Here is a 24,149-nt window from a genome sequence, read left to right as displayed (position 1 = left end):
ATGATCAGTTTAAATATTATTCGAAGAGATCAAGCCATGCGCACTGCAATCGCCAACTCATTTGCCAAGCTTCCCGTCACTGTTTTATCAGGCTTTTTAGGTGCAGGAAAAACCACATTACTCAACCATATTTTAAATAATCGTGAAGGCCGCCGTATTGCCGTGATTGTCAATGATATGTCTGAGGTGAATATTGATGCTGCATTAGTACGCGAAGGTGGGGCAGAGCTTTCAAGAACGGATGAAAAGCTGGTGGAAATGAGTAATGGCTGTATCTGTTGTACGTTACGCGAAGATTTATTAGTTGAGGTGAGACGTTTAGCCGACGAAGGACGCTTTGACCAATTGGTGATTGAGTCAACTGGCATTTCAGAACCGTTACCTGTAGCAGAAACGTTTACCTTTGAAGATGAAGATGGAAACTCACTCAATGAATTCGCTCGACTCGACACCATGGTCACGGTAGTCGATGCTTTTAATTTTCTTAAAGATTACAGTTCAGTTGACTCACTGCAACAACGTGGTGAGTCGTTAGGTGAGCAAGATGAAAGAACTGTAGTCGATCTTCTCATTGATCAAATCGAGTTTTGTGATGTGATTGTGCTGAATAAAATTGATCTGATTGATCGGGCTCAGCAAGACCAACTTATCGCAATTTTAAAAACATTAAACCCGCGTGCCCGAATTGAAATTGCTCAATTTGGAAAGATCACTTTAGATAAAATTTTAAATACGCAATTATTCGATTTTGATGAAGCCTCACAAGCACCGGGCTGGTTAAAAGAGTTACGTGGCGAGCATACGCCAGAGACTGAAGAGTATGGAATCAGCAGCTTTGTTTACCGCGCTCGCCGACCTTTCCATCCAGAGCGTTTTTATGATTTGGTTCAGGCTGAATGGCCGGGAGTCGTGCGTTCTAAAGGCTTTTTCTGGTTGGCTGCCGAACCGACATTGGCTTATTCATGGTCACAAGCAGGTGCAATGGCTCGACACGGCTTGGCAGGTTATTGGTGGGCCGCCGTTGCAGAAGAAGACTGGCCGAGTGACCTAGCCAGCATTGAAGAAATTAAGAAAAATTGGGATGCACGCACAGGAGATGCACGTCAGGAACTGGTTTTAATTGGTATGCAAATGGATGAGCAAGTCTTAATACAACGCTTAGATAGCTGCTTATTAAGCGATGAAGAAATGGCTTTAGGTCCGCAAGTTTGGCAGAACTGGTCGAACCCTTTTAAGCAAGATGATGAAACCATGTTGATTGCTTAATAAAACAAAGCCCCTATTTAAAAGGGGCTTTATTTTATGATTTATCTTTAATGAAAATCTTTCGAATATAGCTGTTAAGCGGTGTCGAATAATATTTTTCAATCGCAGCGCTAATGATGAAAGTCAGAACCAAATAGCCAATTAAAAGCATAATTTTGATGCTAGCGTCGGTTTGAGCAGGAATAAACGCAACTTTCATAAGGCCCAATACAACCAGATGAAACAAATAAGTTTCGTAACTTCTTTGCCCCAACCAGACCATCACTTTGGTAAATAGGTTATGCGCTTGCGTTTCGGAAGGATGCTGAAAACACAAAATAAGTAAGCCTGTGGCAAGAGCGAATAAACTGATACCCCATGTACTGACTTCTTTAATTGGTGCATATAAATATAGAGCGGTCATACTCAAAATAATCAACCATGAAAGAGGTTTTTTATAGGGCCAATTTGGCTGATATTTATGAGAAAAAATTGCAGTTAAACAGCCTGCCGCTATACCATCAAAACTTGAAAAATAGTGATATAAATAAGCGCCGCTTTCTTCTCCAAAATGGAGAGACCTAAAATAAGGCCCATATAAAATCACGCCAATTAGTACAGCAATAAAGACCTTATTACTACGTGTAAGTAGACACAATAATGGAAAAACAAAGTAAAAAACTTCTTCTACAGATAGCGACCACAACACGCCCAAAGCGTAGTTTACCCAACCAAATTTAATAATCAGGATATTCATCCAGAAGGTTAAGGCTGCAAATATGGTTAAAGGATAAGAGACCTCAATGCCATTCGGTGCTTGGTTCATAAAGGGTTTTAAGTCAAACGAACCAAGTACACTTACACCTAAAATGAGTAATATCAGACACGGTAAAATACGTGCTGCCCGTCGGATATAAAAATGCTTGAGGTTAATTGCAGAGAATTTTTTGTCTCGTTTTAAAGTGTGATGGGTAATTAAAAAACCCGAAATCACAAAAAACATGGTAACGCCATAATTTCCATTTCTTGCGATGACTGTGCTAAATGCTTCACCTAAGAAGTCAAAACCTAACCATGTATCTTTGAGTTTATAGGGAATATTAAAATGATGTAAAAGAACCAAAAGGATAGAGATTCCTCGAAGAATATCTATTTTATAATTACGCATTCGATGTGCTTCCAGTTTTATTAATATACTGTGTGGCAGAAGAATACTATCGATCAGTTATTTTAAATAAAAGTTTTAAGCAGCGTTTCGTAAATTAGAAAAGACGATATTTTTTACATCCTTGAATTGAGCATAGACTTAGCTGACACAACTATTAAATAAATATTGATAAAATCCTAATATATTTGAATTTCTCTAAATAAAACTTTAAATTAGCTCTTACCGAACTATGTTTATTTTTTAAACTTTTTAAAATCTATTTAATTCATAAATTAACATGTTGTATGTGGTTGTATATACATAGCATGTCAACTAAAATACTTTTTTGCCTGCCGCCTTTTTGAGTATTTGTTATGCCCAGAACATCAAAACAAGAACATGCTGAGCTTTCGATTGAAGCTGATAGTCCAGTTCCTCTATACCAACGTGTAAAACAGCTGATTTCACAAAAGATTTATGAAGGCTCGTGGGCTGTAAATAAAAAAATTCCTTCGGAAAGTGAACTAGTTAATCAACTTGGCTGTAGCCGTATGACGGTAAACCGTGCGCTACGTGAGTTAACAACAGAAGGCTTACTCGTTCGAATTCAGGGCGTTGGTTCTTTCGTAGCTGAAGGGCAAGGCCGAACTGCACTTTTTCAAATTAATAATATTGCCGATGAGATTATTGCACGAAACCATAAGCACCACGCTGAAGTTCTAGTCCTAGAACAAGTTTATGCAAATGCAGAGCAAAGCGTGTTAATGCAGACTCGCGAAGGGCAAAGATTATTTCACTCGATTATTGTGCATTATGAAAATGATGTACCTGTTCAGGTCGAAGATCGTTTAGTTGATGCAGCACTGATTCCAGATTATTTAGAACAAGATTTTAAAACCATTACCCCGAATGCTTATCTCATGGCAAAAGCACCTGTGTCAGAAGGTGAGCACATTGTCGAGGCCGTTTTAGCATCTCCTCAAGAGTGTAAGTGGTTGAAGATTACTAAAGCTGAACCGTGTTTACTCATCCGTCGCCGTACATGGTCAAATAAACAACTTATTTCAAGTGCACGTTTGATCTATCCGGGTAGCCGCTACTATCTCGAAGGGAAATTTAACCCATGATTGAATTGATCAGGGCCGATCAATATACAAAAATGCTTTGGAAAAATGGTGCAGGTTTTACTTTAGAAATTGCCAGAAGCCAAGGTGAAGGAGACTTTGAGTGGCGTATTTCGATGGCAGATGTGACCACTTCTGGACCATTTTCGCTATTTCCCAATAAGCAGCGCATTATTAGCGTACTCGATGGACAGGGTATGGTATTGCATGTCGATGATCTTCCTGCCAAAACGCTGAACCAAGGTGATATTTTTGCTTTCCATGGCGAGAGCCAGGTCCAAAGTGAACTGGTCGACGGTGCAATTCGAGATTTAAATTTAATTTATGATCCTGCAAAGTTTCATGCTCGTTTTCAGTGGTTGAATGATGCAGCGGAGCAGGCATTTATCAGTTCGGCAGACCTGATTTTCATTTTTAATCAGGGTAGTGAAACGGAAGTGAACGTTGATGATCATTCCGTTCAGCTTGCTGCTCAAGAAACACTAAAAATTGAGAAAAACGCTGGCGTGACATCGATTAGTTTTCCCAAAAAACAACTCAAAAGCTGCTATGTAATGGAGCTAATTCAACGATAAAACAATATAATTTACTACTTAAAAAGCACGTGTCGATTTAAAAGATATGTGCTTTTTTTATGCCTGATATAAAAATAAATTAATTTAATTCATAAGCTTATTCAATTTTATTAAAAAAATATCAGTCACCCTCTTCACGCCGAAAAATATTTGTGTAGTATATAGATGTATATACAAGTTAATACATTACTATACAAATGCAGAAACAAGTGATGTTCTGCTGATGTAAGCTCAAAGGAAGGAGTCCGCCTGTGACAACAATGACAACAAAATTTCGTGATGTAGAAATTCGTGCGCCACGCGGCACTGAATTGACGGCTAAAAGTTGGTTAACTGAAGCTCCATTACGTATGTTGATGAATAACCTTGATCCGGACGTTGCAGAAAACCCGAAAGAGTTGGTTGTATACGGTGGTATTGGCCGTGCAGCACGAAACTGGGAATGTTTCGACAAAATTGTAGATACTTTAAAAAATCTTGAAACTGATGAAACGTTATTAGTTCAATCAGGTAAGCCAGTAGGTGTATTTAAAACTCATAAAGATGCACCACGCGTTTTAATTGCAAACTCAAACCTTGTACCGCACTGGGCAAACTGGGAACACTTCAACGAGTTAGACGCAAAAGCACTTGCAATGTACGGTCAAATGACAGCAGGTTCATGGATCTACATTGGTAGCCAAGGTATTGTACAAGGTACTTATGAAACTTTCGTTGAAGCAGGCCGTCAACACTACAACGGTGATTTAAAAGGCCGTTGGGTGCTTACCGCAGGTTTAGGTGGTATGGGTGGCGCTCAGCCTTTAGCTGCAACACTTGCAGGTGCGTGTTCTTTAAACATCGAATGCCAACAAGCAAGTATCGATTTCCGTTTACGTACGCGTTATGTAGATGAACAAGCGGCTGATTTAGATGACGCTTTAGCACGTATTGACCGCTATACAAAAGAAGGTAAAGCAATTTCAATTGCGCTTCATGGTAACGCTGCTGAAATTTTACCTGAGCTTGTACGCCGTGGTGTACGTCCAGATATGGTGACTGACCAAACAAGTGCACATGATCCACTTAATGGCTACTTACCAGTAGGCTGGACTTGGGATGAATACCGTGCACGTGCGAAAACTGAACCCGAAGCTGTTGTAAAAGCTGCAAAACAGTCGATGGCGAAGCACGTACAAGCGATGCTTGATTTCCAAAAAATGGGTGTTCCAACATTTGACTATGGTAATAACATCCGTCAAATGGCGAAAGAAGAAGGTGTAGCAAACGCTTTTGATTTCCCAGGCTTCGTACCTGCATACATCCGTCCATTGTTCTGCCGTGGTATTGGTCCATTCCGTTGGGCAGCACTTTCTGGTGACCCAGAAGACATTTATAAAACAGATGCCAAAGTTAAAGAGTTAATTCCTGATGATGAACATTTACATCACTGGTTAGACATGGCACGTGAACGTATTAGCTTCCAAGGCTTACCAGCGCGTATTTGCTGGGTAGGTTTAGGCTTACGTGCAAAACTTGGTTTGGCATTTAACGAAATGGTTCGTAGCGGTGAATTGTCTGCACCAGTTGTGATTGGGCGTGACCATTTAGACTCAGGTTCAGTTGCGAGTCCAAACCGTGAAACTGAAGCAATGCAAGACGGATCAGATGCAGTATCAGACTGGCCTTTATTAAACGCTTTGCTTAATACAGCAGGCGGCGCAACTTGGGTGTCTTTACATCACGGTGGTGGTGTAGGTATGGGCTTCTCTCAACACTCAGGCGTTGTGATTGTGTGTGATGGTACAGATGAAGCTGCTGCACGTATTGCTCGAGTACTGACCAATGACCCTGCAACAGGTGTTATGCGTCATGCCGATGCCGGTTATGAAATTGCGATTAACTGTGCGAAAGAGCAAGGCCTACACTTGCCAATGATCACGCAATAAAAATACACGGAAGAACTGGCGGTGCTTTTTGCAATTGTGAAAAGCACCGTCTCAGCAGAATATAGTGCAAAAAATTAGGAAGCCAACATGGAATTATTAATCCAACCGGGAAAATTAACCTTAGCCGATTTACGTCAAGCGTACCTCAACCCGATCAAAGTTAAATTAGATGAAAGTGCTTCATCTGCAATCAATGCAAGCGTGGCTTGCGTTGAGAAAATTGTAAATGAAGGACGTACAGCTTACGGCATTAATACAGGCTTTGGCTTACTTGCTTCAACTAAAATTGCTCCTGAAGATTTAGAAAAGTTACAACGTTCATTGGTTCTTTCACATGCGGCAGGTGTAGGTGAAGCACTTGATGATGCAATGGTTCGTTTAATTATTCTATTGAAAGCAAATAGCTTGGCGCGTGGTTTCTCTGGTATTCGTCGTAAAGTGATTGATGCTTTGTTGGCTTTAATTAATGCCGAAGTTTATCCACACATTCCACTGAAAGGTTCAGTAGGGGCTTCAGGTGACTTGGCACCACTTGCACACATGTCTTTAGTGTTACTTGGTGAAGGTAAAGCGCGTTATAAAGGTGAATGGTTACCAGCAGTTGAAGCTTTAAAAGTTGCAGGCTTAGAACCGATTTCTTTAGCAGCTAAAGAAGGTTTAGCTCTTTTAAATGGTACACAGGTTTCAACTGCTTATGCTTTACGCGGCTTATTTGAAGCGGAAGATTTATTTGCAGCTGCAACTGTTTGTGGTGGCTTAAGCGTTGAAGCAATGCTGGGTTCACGTGCACCATTCGATGCTCGTATTCACGAAGTACGTGGTCAACGTGGCCAAATTGATGTGGCTGCGGCTTATCGTGACCTATTAACAGACTCAAGTGAAATTGCACATTCACACGAAGACTGTAGCAAAGTTCAAGACCCATACTCTTTACGTTGCCAACCACAGGTGATGGGTGCATGTTTAACTCAAATCCGTCAGGCTGCTGAAGTATTAGAAATTGAAGCAAATGCTGTATCTGATAACCCGCTTGTGTTTGCTGAACAAGGTGACGTGATTTCTGGTGGTAACTTCCATGCAGAACCTGTAGCAATGGCGGCCGATAATCTAGCTTTGGCAATTGCAGAAATTGGTTCACTGTCTGAACGTCGTATTTCAATGATGATGGACCGTCATATGTCACAGCTTCCACCATTCTTGGTGGCAAATGGCGGTGTTAACTCAGGCTTTATGATTGCTCAAGTTACCGCTGCTGCTCTTGCAAGTGACAACAAAGCGCTTGCACATCCGGCAAGTGTGGATAGCTTACCGACTTCTGCCAACCAAGAAGACCATGTATCAATGGCTCCGAATGCGGGCAAACGTCTTTGGTATATGGCTGACAACGTCCGTGGCATTCTAGCTGTTGAATGGTTAGGCGCTTGTCAGGGTCTAGACTTCCGTGAAGGCCTAAAAAGCTCGCCTAAACTTGAACAAGCTCGTAAAATCTTGCGCGCTCAAGTGCCTTACTACAGTGAAGACCGTTTCTTTGCTCCTGATATTGAGCAAGCAAGTGAATTACTCTCAAGCGGCTGCTTAAACGAGTTAATTATTCCAAAACTACTCCCTAGTTTATCTGAAGTGTGATTGAAAAAACGGTCACATGGAGTGGCCGAATCTAACTAAATATCCTCAAGGATTGGAGATTATAATGTCACAAAACTCCACACTACAGCGGGGTTTAAACACCCGCCACATTCGTTTCTTGGCATTGGGCTCAGCAATTGGAACTGGGCTTTTCTATGGTTCGGCAACTGCAATTAAAATGGCAGGGCCTTCAGTATTACTGGCGTATATCGTTGCAGGGATTGCAATTTATATCGTTATGCGCGCATTGGGTGAAATGGCTGTCCAAAACCCTGTCTCTGGTTCATTTAGCCACTATGCATCACAGTACATTGGTCCATTGGCTGGCTTTACGACAGGCTGGACTTATGTTTTTGAGATGATCATTGTGGCGTTGGCTGATGTCACTGCTTTTGGTATTTACATGGGGTTCTGGTATCCCGATGTACCACGGTGGATCTGGATTTTATCCCTGATTATGTTCTTGGGTGCAATTAACCTCATTCACGTTAAAGTCTTTGGCGAACTCGAGTTTTGGCTTTCTATTGTCAAGGTGAGCGCTATTGTTGCCATGATTTTAGGTGGAATCGGTTTAATGTTCTACGGCTTCCATGCTGACCATAGCAGTGTGGTACCGGGTATTCAAAACTTATGGATTTATGATGGCTTTATGCCGCATGGGATTGCCGGCTTAGTTGCATGCTTATCTGTGGTTGTATTTGCTTTCGGTGGTATCGAAATTATTGGTATTACAGCAGGTGAATCACAAGATCCGAAAACCACCTTACCTAAAGCAATTAATGCAGTTCCAGTACGTATTTTACTTTTCTATGTGTTGACCATTTTTGTACTGATGTCGATTTTCCCATGGAATCAAATTGGTAGCCAAGGTAGTCCATTTGTACAGATTTTTGAAAACTTAGGCATTCAATCAGCAGCTACAATTCTAAATATTGTGGTCATTACTGCTGCTGTTTCAGCGATTAATAGTGATGTATTTGGTGCTGGTCGTATGCTTTATGGCATGGCAAACCGTGGTCAAGCGCCTCGAGTTTTCCAGAAATTATCACGTAATGGTGTGCCATGGATGACTGTAGTGGTTATGGCTGGCGTGCTATTAATTGGTGTAGTGCTGAACTACCTGATTCCTGAAAATGTATTCATGATCATTGCCTCAATTGCAACTTTCGCAACCGTTTGGGTGTGGCTCATGATCTTGCTTTCGCAAGTCGCGATGCGCCGTAAGTTGTCTACTGCTGAAATTAAGGCATTGGATTTCCCCGTTATTGGTTGGCCGTATGCTCCTGCGTTTGCAATTGGTTTTATGGTATTCATTTTAGTCATGATGGGTTATTTCCCAGATTCACGCCCTGCAATTTATGTGGGAATCACATGGCTTGTTCTGTTAATGATCGCTTATCGTATTTGGGTCAAACCTCAGCAAAATTCGGGAAAGCAAAATAATTCAATTCCGCAAAATATCGAGATAGAAAGCTAACAAGTCAACTGCCCAATAGCTTTACTGTTGGGCAGTTTTGAGGAAAGGCGAATGAAAAAACTTTGGCAAAATTGCCACATTGCGACCATGCAAAATGGGCAATATTCCTATATTGAAGATGCAGCAATCGTCACAGAAGGGCATCTGATTCACTGGATTGGAAAACAACAACAACTTCCTGCCGACACTTATTCCGAAACAGTTAACTTAAATGGCGCTTGGGTAACCCCAGGGTTGATCGACTGTCATACGCATAGTGTTTTTGGTGGCAACCGTAGTGTTGAGTTTGAAAAACGCTTGCAAGGCGTAAGTTACGCTGAAATTGCAGCAAGCGGTGGCGGCATTGCCAGTACAGTTCGTGCAACACGTGAAGCAAGCGAAGAACAATTACTAAGCTCAGCACTTAAACGTATTCGCTGTATGCAACAAGACGGTGTAACCACTATCGAGATTAAGTCTGGTTACGGACTCAATTACGAAAATGAACGCAAGATGCTGCGTGTGATCCGTCAAATTGGTGAAGCTTTACCAATGACGGTAAAAAGCACTTGCTTGGCTGCACATGCGTTACCGCCAGAGTACAAAGACCAAAGCGATGCTTATATCGAGCATATCTGTACAGAGATGTTGCCTAAACTACATGCTGAAGGTTTAGTCGATGCAGTAGATGCATTCTGCGAGCATTTGGCATTTTCACCAGCTCAGGTTGAACGTGTTTTTAAAACGGCACAATCATTAGGTTTGCCCGTTAAGCTTCATGCTGAGCAGCTCTCATCGCTAGGTGGCTCAAGTTTGGCAGCACGTTATCATGCTTTGTCGGCTGACCATTTAGAGTACATGACCGAAGATGATGTTAAAGCCATGGCAGAGTCGGGCACGGTTGCAGTGTTATTACCGGGTGCCTTTTATTTATTACGTGAAACACAATACCCACCGATTGAAAGTCTTATTAAACATGGTGTGCGTATTGCGCTATCGAGTGATTTAAACCCGGGTACATCTCCAGCACTTTCTTTACGTTTAATGCTCAACATGGGCAGCACACTTTTCCGCTTAACGCCTGAGCAAGCATTGGCGGGTGTCACCATTCATGCTGCACAAGCGCTCGGTTTAGAGCAAACACACGGCAGTTTAGAGCAAGGTAAAGTCGCTGACTTTGTGGCTTGGGATATTGAGCATCCATCTGAAATTGTTTACTGGCTGGGCGGAGATTTGCCTAAGCGAGTCGTTCAGCATGGACAAGAAGTTATTTTTTAGACGGTGGCACATGAATCACACATTTAAATGGCAAGGCCGACATGATGGCGAGGGTGAAGCACACCAACGTATTCACCATATTATGAATAAAACCCAACATGCTGAATTTGCGTTGATTGGTTTTAGCTCGGATGAAGGCGTGAAACGTAACAAAGGCCGAGTTGGCGCTGCCGAAGCACCAGATGCAATCCGTACTCAACTGGCTAACTTACCGATTCATCACTCAGTTAGTATTGTCGATTTGGGTACAGTGACCTGCGAATATGACAATTTAGAGCAAGCCCAAACTGAGTTGGCGGAGCAAGTCGCAACTAGCCTACAAAATGGTTTAAAACCGATTGTACTTGGTGGTGGACATGAGGTTGCATTTGGCAGCTTTAGCGGTCTATTCCAATATGTACAAACCCACGCACCAGATAAAAAAATAGGCATTATTAATTTTGATGCCCATTTTGATTTGCGTGAAGCAGAGCATGCAACTTCTGGAACACCTTTTTTACAAGCAGCGCGCCTTTCAGAACAGCATCAAAAACAATTTAATTATTTATGTATTGGGGTGGCTAACCATGCCAATACTAAAGTTTTGTTTGATACAGCTGATGTGCTGAATTGTTCATATTTACGCGATCATGAGGTTAATATTTTTAACCTAAACAACGTGCTCGCGGCGGTTGATGCTTTTATTGAAAAAGTAGACTGTTTGTACGTTACGATTGATTTAGATGTCTTCGCGGCTGCGGTTGCACCCGGAGTCAGTGCGCCAGCTGTGAAAGGAATTGATTTAGCCACTTTTGAAGCAATTTTTAAGCATATTCAAGGGACTGGGAAAATCAAACTTTTAGATATTGCCGAGTGCAATCCAAAATTTGATTTAGACAATAGAACTGCAAAGTTGGCTGCCTATATTGTTTATCAATATTTGTTTTCTTGAGAAACAATTTTTAATGTAGAAATTCAAAAGTGCACTGAGATCGTTCATGTGCACTTTTTTTTAAGTTCTTGGTCTATTAAAGTCAGATGTGGAATATAGATAGCAACTATAAATAATATAATTAAAAAGAAAATTAATTTATAAAATCATTTAGTTAAAAAAATACTCGATTTTTACACCATTTTATATGCTGCTTGGCACGTAATTTGTTTTGTCTTTATTTTAACCTTTGTTAAATATTTCTGGATAATTAAATGAAAAACAGAACCTTACAATTGGCTTGTATCAGTGTTTTATTTTGGATGTCTCATTCTTCTAATGCTACACCCCCCGAAATAAATACAAATACCATCGAAAAATCACAATCTAAACAAAAGAGTGATATCTCTGTTCGGGTGAAAGCTTTAAACCAACTTTTACAGGAACAGTGGGAATATACTTTGAAAAATAGTCCTGAAACTGCAACCGTTTTAGGAGATTTACGCTACAACGATCGATGGACTGAGCTTTCAAAAAATCAGATCGAGAAAGATAAAAAAAGTACGCAAAATTTTTTAAAACGTTTTGAAGCAATTGATAGCACAGGGTTTTCAGCAACTGATCAATTAAATAAAGATTTAATGATTTATCAGTTGAAAGAAACACTTAAAAATTATGATTTGAAATTGTATGAGATGCCTTTTAATCAAATGTGGGGGCTACATTTACAATTTCCGGGATTTATTAGTTCGATTCCCTTTGATAATGCTAAGCAATATCAAGACTATATTTCTCGTTTAAAACAAATTCCTCTTATTCTTGATCAAGGTATTCAGTTAGCGAAACAAGGACAAAAAGATGGTTTGATGCCACCCAAATATTTAATTGAAAAGGTGGCAAAGCAGATTAATAGCATTGCAACTCCCGCAGGGAAAGACAGTGTGTTTGCTTCTCCATTAAAGCAATTTCCAAAAAATATTTCGAAAGCAGAACAAGAGCGTTTAAGCCGTGAAGTGCTACAAGCCATAGATCAGAATGTTCGGCCTGCTTATCAAAAACTTGGAACATTTATTCAGAAAGATTACTTACCCCATGGCCGACAACATGAGGGTATATGGAGCTTGCCAAGCGGTGACGAGCTCTATCGCTTTTATGTAGAAAACAATACGACAACCTCTGAAAGCCCTGAAAATATTCATCAGCTTGGGTTAAAAGAAGTTGCTCGTATAGAAGCGGAAATGCTGAAAATTGCTAAAGCACAAGGTTTCAATGACTTAAAAAGTTTCCAACAATCATTAAAAACAAATCCCGCTGTTTTCCCAAAATCTCGTGAAGAAATTTTAGAGATTTATCGGGGATATATTGCCCAAATGCAACCAGAGTTGCCGAAGCTATTTGGTTTATTACCCAAAAATAAAGTCGAAGTTTTGCCTGTAGAGCAATATCGAGAAAAAGAAGCGGCAGGTGCGGAGTATCACCAAGGCACGCCTGATGGTTCACGTCCCGGACAGGTGTATGTAAATACTGGTGACTTCTCTGAACGTTCCAAAATATCAATGGAAGCGACTGCTTACCATGAAGCAATTCCCGGCCACCATATGCAGATTGATATTGCCCAAAACTTGCCAAATTTACCGATGTTCCGAAAGCAACCCAACCACACCGCCTACATTGAAGGATGGGCACTTTACGCAGAGCAACTGGGTAAAGATGTTGGTTTCTATAAAGACCCGCTTTCAGACTATGGAAGACTATCGAGTGAGTTGTTCCGTGCTTGCCGTTTAGTGGTCGATACTGGAGTACATTATAAAAAATGGAACCGCCAGCAAATGATTGATTTTATGCGAGAACATTCTGCTTTAGATGAACCTGATATTCAGGCAGAGACTGATCGATATATTGCTATTCCTGCTCAAGCATTGGCATATAAGATGGGACAACTGAAAATTTTAGAGCTACGAGAGCTCGCCAAACAGGAGCTTGGAGACCGTTTTGATATCAAAGCGTTCCATGATATGGTTTTAAATGCAGGAACATTGCCTTTAAATATTCTGGATGCACGTATTAAAAATTGGATTAAGGAACAAAAAGCGGCAGCTTAAAACAAAAATCGAAATTTAGGTCAGGTCCTCGTTGGGCCTGATTTAAAAACTGCTAGAAAACAGAATATAATTATAAAAAATATATTTTATTTCAGAACTTTAAAATGGAAAAATCTTTAAAAGAATACCAAGCTATTATTTTTGATATGGACGGTACTTTAGTCGACTCCTTTAGCTTTTTTTTAGGTGCTTTAAATCAGCTTGCCAAGAAGTATAAATTTAAATCTGTAGAGCTACATGAAGTAGAGCAGTACAAACATCTTTCACCAAAAGAAATTATGAAAGAGATGAATGTTTCCAGATGGAAACTACCTTGGATTGCCAAAGATTTCATTCGTTTAATGAAAGAAAGAGATCAAGACGTTTACATGTTTGAGGGCATGCGGGACCACTTAATTGAACTGCATAAGCGGGGATATACGCTCGCAATTATCACTTCAAACTCTAAAGAAAACTGTCAAAATATTCTTGGTACAGAACTATGTGAGCTTTTTAGCCATATTGATGGCGGCTCGTCTATATTTGGCAAAGCTAAACGAATTAAGCGTGTTCTCAGCATTTTGGATGTAGGTAAAAACCAAGCAATTTATGTCGGCGACCAAACGACTGATGGCGAAGCTGCACATAAAGCAGGTATTGATTTTGCTGCGGTAGGTTGGGGTTATACATCGGCTGAAAAATTAAAAACCATTCAGCCCAAAGTCGTGCTCAACGACTTGGCAACCATGAAAGAATTTTTCTAAATATATGAAATGCAGGACAAACCATGAATAACAATAACAACCCGATTGGAATGATTGATTCTGGTTTAGGTGGGTTGTCTCTCTTTAAGCATATTCGGCAGGCCCTTCCGAATGAAGACATTATCTATTTCGCTGACTCGAAATATGTCCCGTATGGAGACAAAGAAAGCGACTGGATTGTTTCACGAACCACGCATTTAATTTCAAACCTAGTTGCTCAGGGTAAATGCAAAGCGATCGTGATTGCTTGTAACACCATGACGGCTGTAGCGATTGAAACGATTAGAGCACAAATTAATGTGCCACTTATTGCGATAGAACCAGCCGTAAAACCTGCTGTAGCAATCACACAAAGTAAGCATATTGCTGTGTTGGCAACTGCAACGACGATTAAGGGAAAAAATCTCAAGAATTTAATCGAAACTTACGCACAAAATATCAAAGTGTCTTTAGTACCTTGTATTGGTTTGGCCGAAAAAATCGAAACGGGCAAAGCGCATACCGCGGAAGTTAAGGATTATTTAAAAAATATTTTGGCGCCGTTAGTCGAGCAAAAAGTCGATACGATTATTTTAGGATGTACGCACTATCCGTTTGTCTCAGATACGATTCAGGAAATTGTAGGACATGATATTCAAATTATTGAGCCTTCGGAAGCTGTAACTGCGCAATTAATGCGTCAACTCAATCAATATGATTTAAGTTCTGAAAGTCCAAATGAGGGAAATCATATTATTTGGACTAGTTCAGACCCGTTGGAAGTTGCGGACGTGACTTTTTCTTTGTTAGGTAAACATTTACCTGTAGAAACTACTGATTTTTAAAGCCAAGAAAAACGCCTAGCCCCATAAAAATGAGTCCACCCATCACTGACATAGATTTTTGGGGCTTCTTCGATTTAGTTAATTTTTGACTGATGTAATTGGCTAAAAACACACAAACCACATCAGCAGAAACAAAGATCAGATTCACAATCAGCCCTAAAATGATGAACTGAGACCAAACTGGAAAATCCAATGAGGTATTAATAAATTGAGGTAAAAAAGCGATATAAAAAATAGCGGTTTTAGGGTTTAAAACTTCGACCAGAATGCTCTGCCTCAAAGGTAACTGACCATTTTCAACATTTTGCTGAAGAGTCGGGGACGAGGTCGATCTAATTAATTTAATGCCTAACCAAACTAAATACAAAGCACCTAAAATTTTAATAATATCATAGAGTTTTGGAATGATTTGAAAGATGGTCGTTAAGCCTAAAGACGCCGCTATGATATGAAAACAACCTCCTACGAAAATTCCAAATGCAGCCATCAAACCAGATTTTCTACCACGAGAAAGCGTCTGTGCAGCGGTATACAGCATTGCTGGACCCGGAATATAAGCAAAAATAATTGTAGTAATTAAAAATGTAATGAAAAGCTCTAAAGAAATCATGTTTACCTATCTTATTGTTACTATTTTTGAGTGAATTTTAAACAATTTAAAGTATATGAAATTTATAAGTATTTCAATTTTATAATCAGATTTATGGCTATAAAAACTCAAAATAACTTGATCTAACTTTTAGAGTCACTGTCAAAAAATCTCAATTACAAAACTCTAAGCTCAGAGTACCTAGATTAAGATATTTTTTATACTTAACTTTTCTCATCGTATATATTTATACAAACTGTTAAATTAAAATTAACGATTAATCTATTTTATTAACTAAATATATATAACCAAATTTTATATTTTAAATTTAATTAAAAGCTGTAAATATAATAAAGAAAATAATATTATTTAAATATGAATAAAATTATTATATTTAAACTTTTTTATTAAAATAAATTGACGTTCTTTATTATACCGATTATTATCTCGTTGCTGGCCTACATTGCCAGACGGTTTTGACAGACCGTAAGTCCCCATAGCGGATTATAGTTCTACTATAAGTCGTTAGACCCTTGCGTCCCCTTTCTTTGCGGTAGGACGGAAGGGGGACGCCCCGTGCGTGCTGGTCTCTATGGGCACCAGTCTGTCAACCCTCTTTCGTTCTGCCACCCTAATCAATTGACGGTGATTTGGTGGTAGGACTCCATTTTTAAGGAGTTGGCCATGCCACAATTTAAACTCATTTTCTCTCTCATTTAACTATTTTATTTATTTAAAATTTGGATTTTCTATGTCCTGATTTTTTTAAATATATAAATTATTTTTATTTTATAATCTTAATTATTTTGTTTTCCTATTCTTGTGGGAGGATTAATTATTATTTAAAAAATTATTTTAATATTTAAACGAATAATATTTTTATTTTATTTAAAGATGTAAATAATCATGAGAATAATATGAAACTTCATAAATTTATATTGTTTTTAAACCTTGTGGTCGGTGCTTACAGTATTACAAATGATGAAGCGAATGCTCAGCAGGAATTTAAAAGAATTTGTTTGTCAGATGAACACATGCAAGCCAGTTGTAATTGTGTTTGCCAACAGCTTGAACAGGTGTAATCACCTCAAACCGTACAACGTTTAAAACACACCAGTTTGCAAAGTCCTGTTCTCCCACAGGACTTTGCCCCTAACTTGTTCAGCAGCATTCAACGCTGCGATAAAAATAAAATGGGCTAAGTTCGCTTAGCTCCTTTATCTCTGTGTCGCAATGATCTCTCAAACTTTAAATCAGCGCAAAAGTAAAAGTCCGTTGTGACATAGGGTCCTAGGAGAGTTCTCTACTATCAAACTAGATTCTCTTTCACGTAAAATCATCTGTGTAGGGATATGAACGCAATAAAAAAAGCCCGATAGGCAATTAATTAATGTATAACATGCTTAATAAGTGATCAAAATTTATTTGCCTAATGGGAATTAGATATTACTACTTAAAATTAGAATTAATTAAATTATATTAAAGACTTATTTATTGTTTGAAAATTTATTGAAAGCAAGTATGATTCCTTTTATGTGATAGATATGCACAATTAATATTTTTTTATAGTTATGCTAAAGAAATTATCAATTTTTATTTAACATGCTTATTTTATAAAATCCTTGACCCTTTCAATATTTAATTTATGAATGACTTACTGAAAAATATTCTTGAAATTCTAGAGGTGAAAGGGCCTTTAAGGGCTAAAAAAATTGCCTTAATTTTAGATCCTACCCGAAAAAAGATAACGCATACTCAAGTTAGTGCTGTGTTACATCAAGAATTAAAGTTAAATTTAGTTGGCCTAAGTCAAAATAAAGATTTTTTTTGGGAATACGAAAAAAAGGCTACCACTCTAATTACTTTTGCTAGTAAATCGAACTGGTTGAATGCTTCAGATATTGAAAATGCCTTAAGGGAACATCCAAAATTACTCAGCGTAATAAGTCATATTACATTTGATTTTTCAAATAAATCTCTATTGTTAGATTGCATACTTAAAATCTTGAGTCTTACGAATCAATTAATTAAAGTTGGCTCAAATGTAACTTTAAAATTTGACAAAAATTCAGATAGTATAAGTTATTTAAGCCGTTGTGGATTTTTTGATAAAATTCATAAAGATGTAACGGTTTTGCCTTGTCGACCCGAAGTTTCATTAGCAAAAATATATAATGGAAATTCAGATAATTTGTGTGAAATTATATCTATTACGGAAGAAGAAGATGACTCTTATTTACTTAGATTAGCTGAGTTGATAGAAGCGAAATTGTCTGAAGAAGACAAAAAAATTCTATTAAGCAAACTTAGAACCTTTATAGGTGAATTAGTTGGAAATATTAGGGATCATGGATTATCGGGAATAGATGGCTTTATTGCTCTTCAAATTTATAATTCTGGAAAGATCATTATTGCAATATCTGATAGTGGTGCAGGATTAATCAATACATTGAGAAATGAAGCTTTAGTTCATTATCAAGATAATCCAGATTTAATAGTTTTGAAAGAACAAACTTTAGAAAATGACATTGAGCTTTTATCATATGTTTTTAATAAAGGAAAAGTTTCAAGAACTGGCCTAAACAGGAGAGGTTTAGGTTTATCAAGAACAAATGAAGTACTTAGAAAGATATCAGGTACAGGCGTTTCTAATATATCTTTAACAATTAGGCAACAAACAAGTGAATTTAATTTTCCATTTGGTATTGAAGGTATAGAAACATTAGGCTGTAGAACAAAAGAAGATCTTATGCAATTAGAAGGAACTCATTATGTTCTTACTATTAAACTTGACAAATAGAAGTAAACTGATTAAAAGAACGACATGAACCAGAATATCAATGTTATGAAAATTTTTGATTTTTGCAAATCTAATGTGCCCCACGGCAATAAATTAGGTAAAGAAACATTTAACGAACTGAGATCCTATGTTGACAAATATAGGGATCAAACTTTCTTTGAAATTTCATTTCAAGATATTGAGTTTGCAGATTCCTCTTTTGCTAGAGAAAGTATTGTTCTTCTAGCTCAAGTTTATCGTGGTAAAAAAGGTTTTATTCTTAAAGACCTTTATGATGAAGATGTAATTGATAACATTGATTATGCAGCTGTCGCTCTAGATCAACCCTTAGCCATAAGGCTTGAAGATGGAATTAGGCTGTTGGGTCCTACTTTAACAAAATCTAATTTGGAAATTTACGAATTATTAAAAATTAAGAAAAAATTAACAACTTCGCAATTAGCATCTCTAATGGATCTATCTGTACAAAATGCGAGTAGCAAGTTAAAAAAGTTAGTTGATGATGGATATATTTTGCGTTTTGAAGAAACCGCTGAAACTGGTGGAATCGAATTCATTTATCAAATTATTGGATAAAGTAAAAAAATTCTGCTTAAAAGTATTTACTTAAGCAGAATTTAAGTGTACCTTAATTTCAGGAAGTTTTTTTACAATCTGGTTAATAAAAATAAATTAATCAGATTAAGCAGAAGTGAGGTTACATATGCAACAGTTTTCTTATTCTCTCAGCGATTTAAGTTTTAAAAATGGAACAATAGATGACAGTTCACCTATTGGTTCTCAACTTTTAAGATCCATTGGCTACTCTCAAAAAGATGATGTTCTCTTATATCAAGTGCTCAAGCAACAAGGTATGGAAGAAATTAGCCTTGAAGAAAATATTGATTTTGAAAAAGGTGATAAATTTTTCATTGTTGAGGGAGATCGAAGTCTTAAATTTAAAGTTAATGGTTTTAACTATGAGTGGCCAGAAAGCCAAATTACGTTAAAGCATCTACATTTACTTACAGGTATTACAGATAAGCCATTCTTCTTATCTAGACAGACGGAAGAAGACTTATTAATCACGGATAGTATTGTTGTAAATTTGAATGCATCTGGTATTGAAGATATTTATACCAAAGTGGTTAAACAGTATTTTGAATTAAATGTTAATGGAACAATAATCAAAGTTGATAAAGCCCAAATTGTTGTCTCAGAGGCATTAGCTTTAGCTGGTATTCAAGATGGGCATAATTATCAAATGTTTTTGAAAATTCAAGGTGAGCCAAAAGTAGAGGTGCAATCTAACTCTATCCTTGATTTGTCCAAGCCCGGTATTGAAAAATTACGCCTGATTCCACGAGAAGTTAATAATGGTGATGTTTCTCTAGGACAGTTTGAAGTATTGCCGAAAGATGATGAGTATTTGAGACAGGTTTTTGGAGATTTCAGAACCATTATTGATCAAGGACGTAGATGGTTAGTTGTTGAAAATTATGAACTCCCTGATGGTTATAACCATAAACAAGTTACATTGGCGCTTGAGATACCTAGTTTATATCCTCAAGCGGAGATCGATATGTTTTATACATATCCACGTATCCATTTAGCTAATGGAGTGACACCGGCTTGTACAGATGTAGACCAAATTATTGAAGGTAAAAGTTACCAAAGATGGTCAAGACATCGTAGTCATGTATCGCAGTGGAATCCTGTAATTGATAGTGTTGTTACACATTTTTCATTGATTGAGGAGTCTTTATTGCGTGAGGTGCAACAATGATCTCGAAATCACATTTTAGAATCCTTGATAAAGATTTAGATGCTCTAAAACAGCATCTATTTCCTGGAGATGGACTAGAGGCTAGTGCAATAGTGCTTGCAGTATGCAATTTCATAAATGATCAAGTTATTTTCATGGTTCAAGATATCATTCTTGTACCTTATGATGAATGTAAGCGAGAAATTGATTATTTAACTTGGCCTGGAAAGTATATTGAAGATGCGATAGAAAAAGGGGAAATAAACAACTTTAGTATATTTCTCATGCATTCACATCCTTCAGGGGTGAATTGGTTTTCAAAAGCAGATGATGCTAGTGATCTAAAAGTGTTTCCATGTATTTTTGCTGCTTATCATCAATTACATGGTTCAATTATCATGACACCTGAGGGTGAGTTGGTTGGTCGTTATTATCAATCAAACCTATCTAAACAATATATTGATAAGTTTCTGATAGTTGGTAATGATATTGAATTGATATGCTCCTCTTCATCAAAAAAAGCATTGCCTTTTTCTTCCGAAATGACGCACATTCTAAAAAAATTTAAAATTGGTATTATTGGTGTCTCTGGGACTGGCTCTATTATAGCGGAGAGTTTAGCTAGATTAGGAGTTGGACATCTTGTTCTGATCGATGATGATGTTATCGAGCATAAGAATTTAAATAGAATTCTGAATTCAACGATACAAGATGCGGAGAATGGGAGAGCAAAGGTTGAAGTTATAGCGAATGCAATTCGAAGCTATCGATCAGATATAGAATTAACTTCATTAAATTGTAAGATCGGTACATATGAGGCTATTTTAGAGGCTGCAACTTGTGACGTATTGTTCTGTTGTGTTGATACTGTTTCTGCAAGGATGTATGTTGATTTAATTAATGAGTTCTTTCTTTTACCTGTTTTTGATATTGGAGTAACAATTCCAACAGGTTTAAAAGATGGACGAACCTTTATTACAGAAGTTTGTGCACGTTTAGATTATATTCAGCCACATAAAAGCTCATTAAAGGATCGAAAAGTTTATACTTCTGCTTCTTTAAATACAGAATATCTAAAAGATAGCTCTCCTGAGACTTATGAGCAGCAACTTCAAGCTGGCTATATAAAGGGAGTACATGAAGAAGCTCCATCGGTGATTTCACTTAACATGCTGGCATCCGCTTTTTGTATAAATGAGTTTATTGCCCGAACTTTTCCATTTCGCCAAGAGAGTAATGATAATTATGCAAGGGCAATTGTTTGCTTAGGGGCAAATGAAACTGAATATTTTAAAGAAGATGATTTTGAACCAATCTCTAAGGTAAATACTGGTCATGGAGTGACTAATCCTTTGCTAGGTATACCTAATCTTGGAGAGGGGAAATGAAAAGATTTTTCTTAAAATACTTTAATTTATTATTGGATAAAATTCTTTATAGATCATTTGTTTTAATAGAGGGGGATTCTCTGCCTAAACTAATGCCAATAAGAGCAATTGTAGTAGCTGCTGAAGATGATGAGTTCTGGTGTGTAGGATTAAAATGCCCTTGTGGCTGTGGTTATACAATTGAGTTGCCTGTAATTAAAGAGGCAAAGCCTAGATGGGATATCAAGATCAATTCGCAGAATAAAATTAGTCTATATCCCTCAGTATTTCTAAAAAAAGGCTGTAAATCCCATTTTTGGATTAAAGATGGAAAAATTATTTGGTGTTAATTAATTCGATGATAAATATCCAAGAGGTTAGGTGATTTCAATTATCAAAGTTAATCTACGGGCCCAGTGGTTTAATACAGATTTTTGAGATTACTTGGTGTTTACTATCCATCCTAGGGCAGTTTAATTTGCTATTTTTATAGCAAATATTTTTAAAAATTCCTTTCGGCCATCTTAAACACTGAGTGACTACAGGTTCTTGGAATTTAGCTCGATTAGTAGTATTCCACTGATTTCTATCTTTAAGCGATAACATACGAGTTGAAAACGGTTTTTTATTGTCAGATATGTCCACCTCTAAGATTACAATATTTTGATTCTTAAGCTGGAAACTAACTTCAGCTACACATCGAGGATTGCCATAAGTTTTCCATTTTGTATTTGTTTTATATGAATCCTTTGAACCATGCAATAAAAAAGCCCGATATGCAGTTATACATATCGGGCTTAATCAATCAGTTATTAAAGCAGGTGATGCCTTAATAATGATCTTTTTTGAATTACTCTACAGTTACTGACTTCGCCAAGTTACGTGGCTGGTCAACGTCTGTTCCACGTAAAACAGCAACGTGATAAGACAATAACTGAACTGGTACGCTATAAACAATTGGAGCTAGCCATTCGTTTACTGCTGGAATATGCACAACGTGTTGACGGTCTTTTTCATTGATTCCGCTATTTTCATCAGCGAAAACGAATAATTCACCACCACGTGCCTGAACTTCTTCCATATTTGATTTGAGCTTATCAAGCATTTCATCATTTGGAGCAAGAATCACGATTGGCATTTCATTATCAACAAGTGCCAATGGACCGTGTTTTAACTCACCAGCTGCATAGCCTTCTGCATGAATATATGAAATTTCTTTTAGCTTTAATGCGCCTTCCAATGCGATTGGATAATTCGTACCACGGCCTAAGAATAAGCAGTGATTTTTTTCAACGAATAATTCAGACAAACGCAAAATTTCTGGATCATGTTTAAGCGTATCAAGAATAACTTTCGGGCTGTGCCATAACTCACGTGTAATTTCTTCAAGAAGAGCAGGGCTAATACGTTGTTTAACTTGACCAATTTTCAAGATTAACAACATAAGTGCAGCGAGCTGAGTCGTGAACGCTTTAGTTGATGCAACACCAATCTCAGGACCAGCAAGCGTCAATAAGTGATGATCGGTTTCACGAACCATTGAAGACGTAGCAACGTTACAGATAGTCAAAGTCTGAATATCGATATTGTTTGCTTTCGCACGCTTTTGAGTTTCACGTAGTGCAGCTAAAGTATCAGCAGTTTCACCTGACTGTGAAATACAAATATAAAGTGTATTTTCAACAATTACAGGGGTGCGATAGCGGAATTCACTTGCGATTTCAACTTGGCAAGGCACGCCAATCAGTTGCTCAAACCAATATTTCGCAATCATTCCTGAGTGGTAACTTGTACCACACGCAATGATTTGTACGCTTTGAATTTTGTTGAAATCTGCATCGGCATTTTTCAAGAAATCATCACGTAAGCTATTGCCATCAAGCGCTTGAGAAATTGTTTGCTTGATTGCTTCTGGTTGCTCATAAATTTCTTTGAGCATGTAGTGTTTGTATTCACCTTTTGATGCACTGCTTACGGTTGCATCAAGCTCTCTTACTGGACGTTCAACGCGTTCGCCATTTGCAAATACTTCAATTGAAGTACGAGTAAGACGTGCAATATCGCCTTCTTCTAGGTACATAAAGCGGTTAGTTACAGGCAAAAGTGCAAGTTGGTCTGAACTGATAAAGTTTTCACCAATACCTACACCAATCACGAGTGGTGAGCCTTCACGTACAGTGATGAGTTCATCTGGATAATCGCTGTGGATAATACCTAGCGCGTAAGCACCTTTAAGCTGAGGTACAACAGTTTCAACAGCATCTAAAAGGCTATCTGTGCTTTTTAGAGCTTCAGCAACTAAGTGTGCAACAACTTCAGTATCTGTTTGAGAAGTAAAAACATAACCTAAAGCTTGAAGGTCGTCTTTTAATTCTTGGTAGTTTTCAATGATACCGTTATGTACAACAGCAACCTTACCAGACATATGCGGGTGAGCATTATTTTCAGTTGGTTTACCGTGTGTTGCCCAACGGGTATGTGCGATCCCGATAGCCCCTGTAAGCTGGTGTTCAGCAACTGCATCGGCAAGATTGATAACTTTACCTACACGACGCTCACGTAAAATTTGTTGGTTATTCAGTAAAGCAACACCCGCAGAATCATAACCGCGGTATTCAAGACGTTTTAAACCTTCAATTAAAATCTCGGTTACACAACGTTCTGCAACGCCTCCGACGATACCACACATAC

At 37.9% G+C, this 24,149-nt stretch carries 20 protein-coding genes and 1 pseudogene; 17 read left to right on the top strand and 4 right to left on the bottom strand.

The window, feature by feature from the left end:
- Positions 1–1,266 carry a zinc metallochaperone GTPase ZigA gene (gene zigA / locus B806_RS0108410; RefSeq protein WP_025465983.1) on the top strand — a complete coding sequence of 422 codons (1,266 nt, stop codon included), beginning with the start codon at positions 1–3 and terminating at the stop codon, positions 1,264–1,266.
- 34 nt (positions 1,267–1,300) lie between these two features.
- Here the strand turns inward: zigA and B806_RS0108405 are convergent, their stop codons facing one another.
- Positions 1,301–2,413 carry an acyltransferase gene (locus B806_RS0108405; RefSeq protein WP_017386178.1) on the bottom strand — a complete coding sequence of 371 codons (1,113 nt, stop codon included), beginning with the start codon at positions 2,411–2,413 and terminating at the stop codon, positions 1,301–1,303.
- 353 nt (positions 2,414–2,766) lie between these two features.
- On the opposite strand from B806_RS0108405, the gene hutC reads away from it, so the two are divergent.
- The 10 genes from hutC to murI all read left to right on the top strand — a co-directional run bounded on the left by hutC (position 2,767) and on the right by murI (position 14,958).
- A complete protein-coding gene (gene hutC, locus B806_RS0108400) occupies positions 2,767–3,519 on the top strand; it encodes a histidine utilization repressor (RefSeq protein WP_014207981.1) in 753 nt (250 codons plus the stop codon).
- The gene (locus B806_RS0108395; RefSeq protein ID WP_017386177.1) at positions 3,516–4,091 is read left to right on the top strand and encodes a HutD family protein; all 576 of its coding nucleotides are present in this window, start codon (positions 3,516–3,518) and stop codon (positions 4,089–4,091) included. Before hutC ends, B806_RS0108395 begins: the two co-directional genes overlap by 4 nt.
- Before the next feature lie 260 nt (positions 4,092–4,351).
- Positions 4,352–6,019, top strand: coding sequence for a urocanate hydratase (gene hutU / locus B806_RS0108390; protein WP_078210161.1), 1,668 nt, complete (start codon positions 4,352–4,354; stop codon positions 6,017–6,019).
- An 87-nt stretch (positions 6,020–6,106) separates the two neighbouring features.
- A complete protein-coding gene (hutH, locus tag B806_RS0108385) occupies positions 6,107–7,645 on the top strand; it encodes a histidine ammonia-lyase (RefSeq protein ID WP_000421598.1) in 1,539 nt (512 codons plus the stop codon).
- A gap of 64 nt (positions 7,646–7,709) precedes the next feature.
- Complete coding sequence (locus B806_RS0108380) at positions 7,710–9,122, top strand: amino acid permease (RefSeq protein WP_005804358.1); 1,413 nt, start codon at positions 7,710–7,712, stop codon at positions 9,120–9,122.
- A gap of 51 nt (positions 9,123–9,173) precedes the next feature.
- Positions 9,174–10,379 (top strand): imidazolonepropionase, encoded by a 1,206-nt coding sequence (gene hutI, locus B806_RS0108375; RefSeq protein WP_017386176.1) that lies wholly within the window; start codon positions 9,174–9,176, stop codon positions 10,377–10,379.
- A 10-nt stretch (positions 10,380–10,389) separates the two neighbouring features.
- On the top strand, positions 10,390–11,310 hold the full coding sequence (gene hutG / locus B806_RS0108370; RefSeq protein ID WP_017386175.1) for a formimidoylglutamase: 921 nt from the start codon (positions 10,390–10,392) through the stop codon (positions 11,308–11,310).
- A gap of 254 nt (positions 11,311–11,564) precedes the next feature.
- A complete protein-coding gene (locus B806_RS0108365; RefSeq protein ID WP_017386174.1) occupies positions 11,565–13,391 on the top strand; it encodes a DUF885 domain-containing protein in 1,827 nt (608 codons plus the stop codon).
- Between the two features lie 104 nt (positions 13,392–13,495).
- Positions 13,496–14,134 carry an HAD family hydrolase gene (locus tag B806_RS0108360; RefSeq protein ID WP_017386173.1) on the top strand — a complete coding sequence of 213 codons (639 nt, stop codon included), beginning with the start codon at positions 13,496–13,498 and terminating at the stop codon, positions 14,132–14,134.
- A 23-nt stretch (positions 14,135–14,157) separates the two neighbouring features.
- Positions 14,158–14,958 (top strand): glutamate racemase, encoded by an 801-nt coding sequence (murI, locus tag B806_RS0108355; RefSeq protein ID WP_017386172.1) that lies wholly within the window; start codon positions 14,158–14,160, stop codon positions 14,956–14,958.
- Here murI and B806_RS0108350 read toward each other — a convergent pair.
- Positions 14,945–15,568 carry a LysE family translocator gene (locus tag B806_RS0108350; RefSeq protein ID WP_017386171.1) on the bottom strand — a complete coding sequence of 208 codons (624 nt, stop codon included), beginning with the start codon at positions 15,566–15,568 and terminating at the stop codon, positions 14,945–14,947. The two genes, murI and B806_RS0108350, sit on opposite strands and share 14 nt — an antisense overlap.
- A gap of 896 nt (positions 15,569–16,464) precedes the next feature.
- Between B806_RS0108350 and B806_RS0108345 the strand changes: the two are divergent.
- The 6 genes and pseudogenes from B806_RS0108345 to B806_RS0108320 all read left to right on the top strand — a co-directional run bounded on the left by B806_RS0108345 (position 16,465) and on the right by B806_RS0108320 (position 21,808).
- A pseudogene (locus B806_RS0108345) lies at positions 16,465–16,759 on the top strand (hypothetical protein).
- Positions 16,760–17,192: 433 nt separating this feature from the next.
- Positions 17,193–18,347, top strand: coding sequence for a hypothetical protein (locus B806_RS0108340; protein WP_017386170.1), 1,155 nt, complete (start codon positions 17,193–17,195; stop codon positions 18,345–18,347).
- 24 nt (positions 18,348–18,371) lie between these two features.
- Positions 18,372–18,923 carry a helix-turn-helix domain-containing protein gene (locus B806_RS0108335; protein ID WP_017386169.1) on the top strand — a complete coding sequence of 184 codons (552 nt, stop codon included), beginning with the start codon at positions 18,372–18,374 and terminating at the stop codon, positions 18,921–18,923.
- 127 nt (positions 18,924–19,050) lie between these two features.
- On the top strand, positions 19,051–20,112 hold the full coding sequence (locus B806_RS0108330) for an E2/UBC family protein (protein WP_017386168.1): 1,062 nt from the start codon (positions 19,051–19,053) through the stop codon (positions 20,110–20,112).
- On the top strand, positions 20,109–21,479 hold the full coding sequence (locus tag B806_RS0108325; protein ID WP_017386167.1) for a ThiF family adenylyltransferase: 1,371 nt from the start codon (positions 20,109–20,111) through the stop codon (positions 21,477–21,479). The genes B806_RS0108330 and B806_RS0108325 overlap by 4 nt, the downstream gene beginning before the upstream one ends.
- A complete protein-coding gene (locus B806_RS0108320) occupies positions 21,476–21,808 on the top strand; it encodes a DUF6527 family protein (RefSeq protein ID WP_017386166.1) in 333 nt (110 codons plus the stop codon). The genes B806_RS0108325 and B806_RS0108320 overlap by 4 nt, the downstream gene beginning before the upstream one ends.
- A gap of 55 nt (positions 21,809–21,863) precedes the next feature.
- On the opposite strand, the gene B806_RS19890 is transcribed toward B806_RS0108320, so the two are convergent.
- Both B806_RS19890 and glmS read right to left on the bottom strand, forming a co-directional pair.
- Positions 21,864–22,220 (bottom strand): Tn7-like element transposition protein TnsE, encoded by a 357-nt coding sequence (locus B806_RS19890; protein WP_017386165.1) that lies wholly within the window; start codon positions 22,218–22,220, stop codon positions 21,864–21,866.
- Positions 22,221–22,308: 88 nt separating this feature from the next.
- The gene (gene glmS / locus B806_RS0108310; protein WP_017386164.1) at positions 22,309–24,147 is read right to left on the bottom strand and encodes a glutamine--fructose-6-phosphate transaminase (isomerizing); all 1,839 of its coding nucleotides are present in this window, start codon (positions 24,145–24,147) and stop codon (positions 22,309–22,311) included.
- Between the last annotated feature and the right edge of the window lie 2 nt (positions 24,148–24,149).

It is taken from the genome of Acinetobacter sp. TG2027 (assembly GCF_000302435.1).
GTDB classification, from domain to species: domain Bacteria; phylum Pseudomonadota; class Gammaproteobacteria; order Pseudomonadales; family Moraxellaceae; genus Acinetobacter; species Acinetobacter pittii.
The sequence above is the reverse complement of the archived record's forward strand: the minus strand, read 5'-3'. Positions and strand labels throughout refer to the sequence as shown.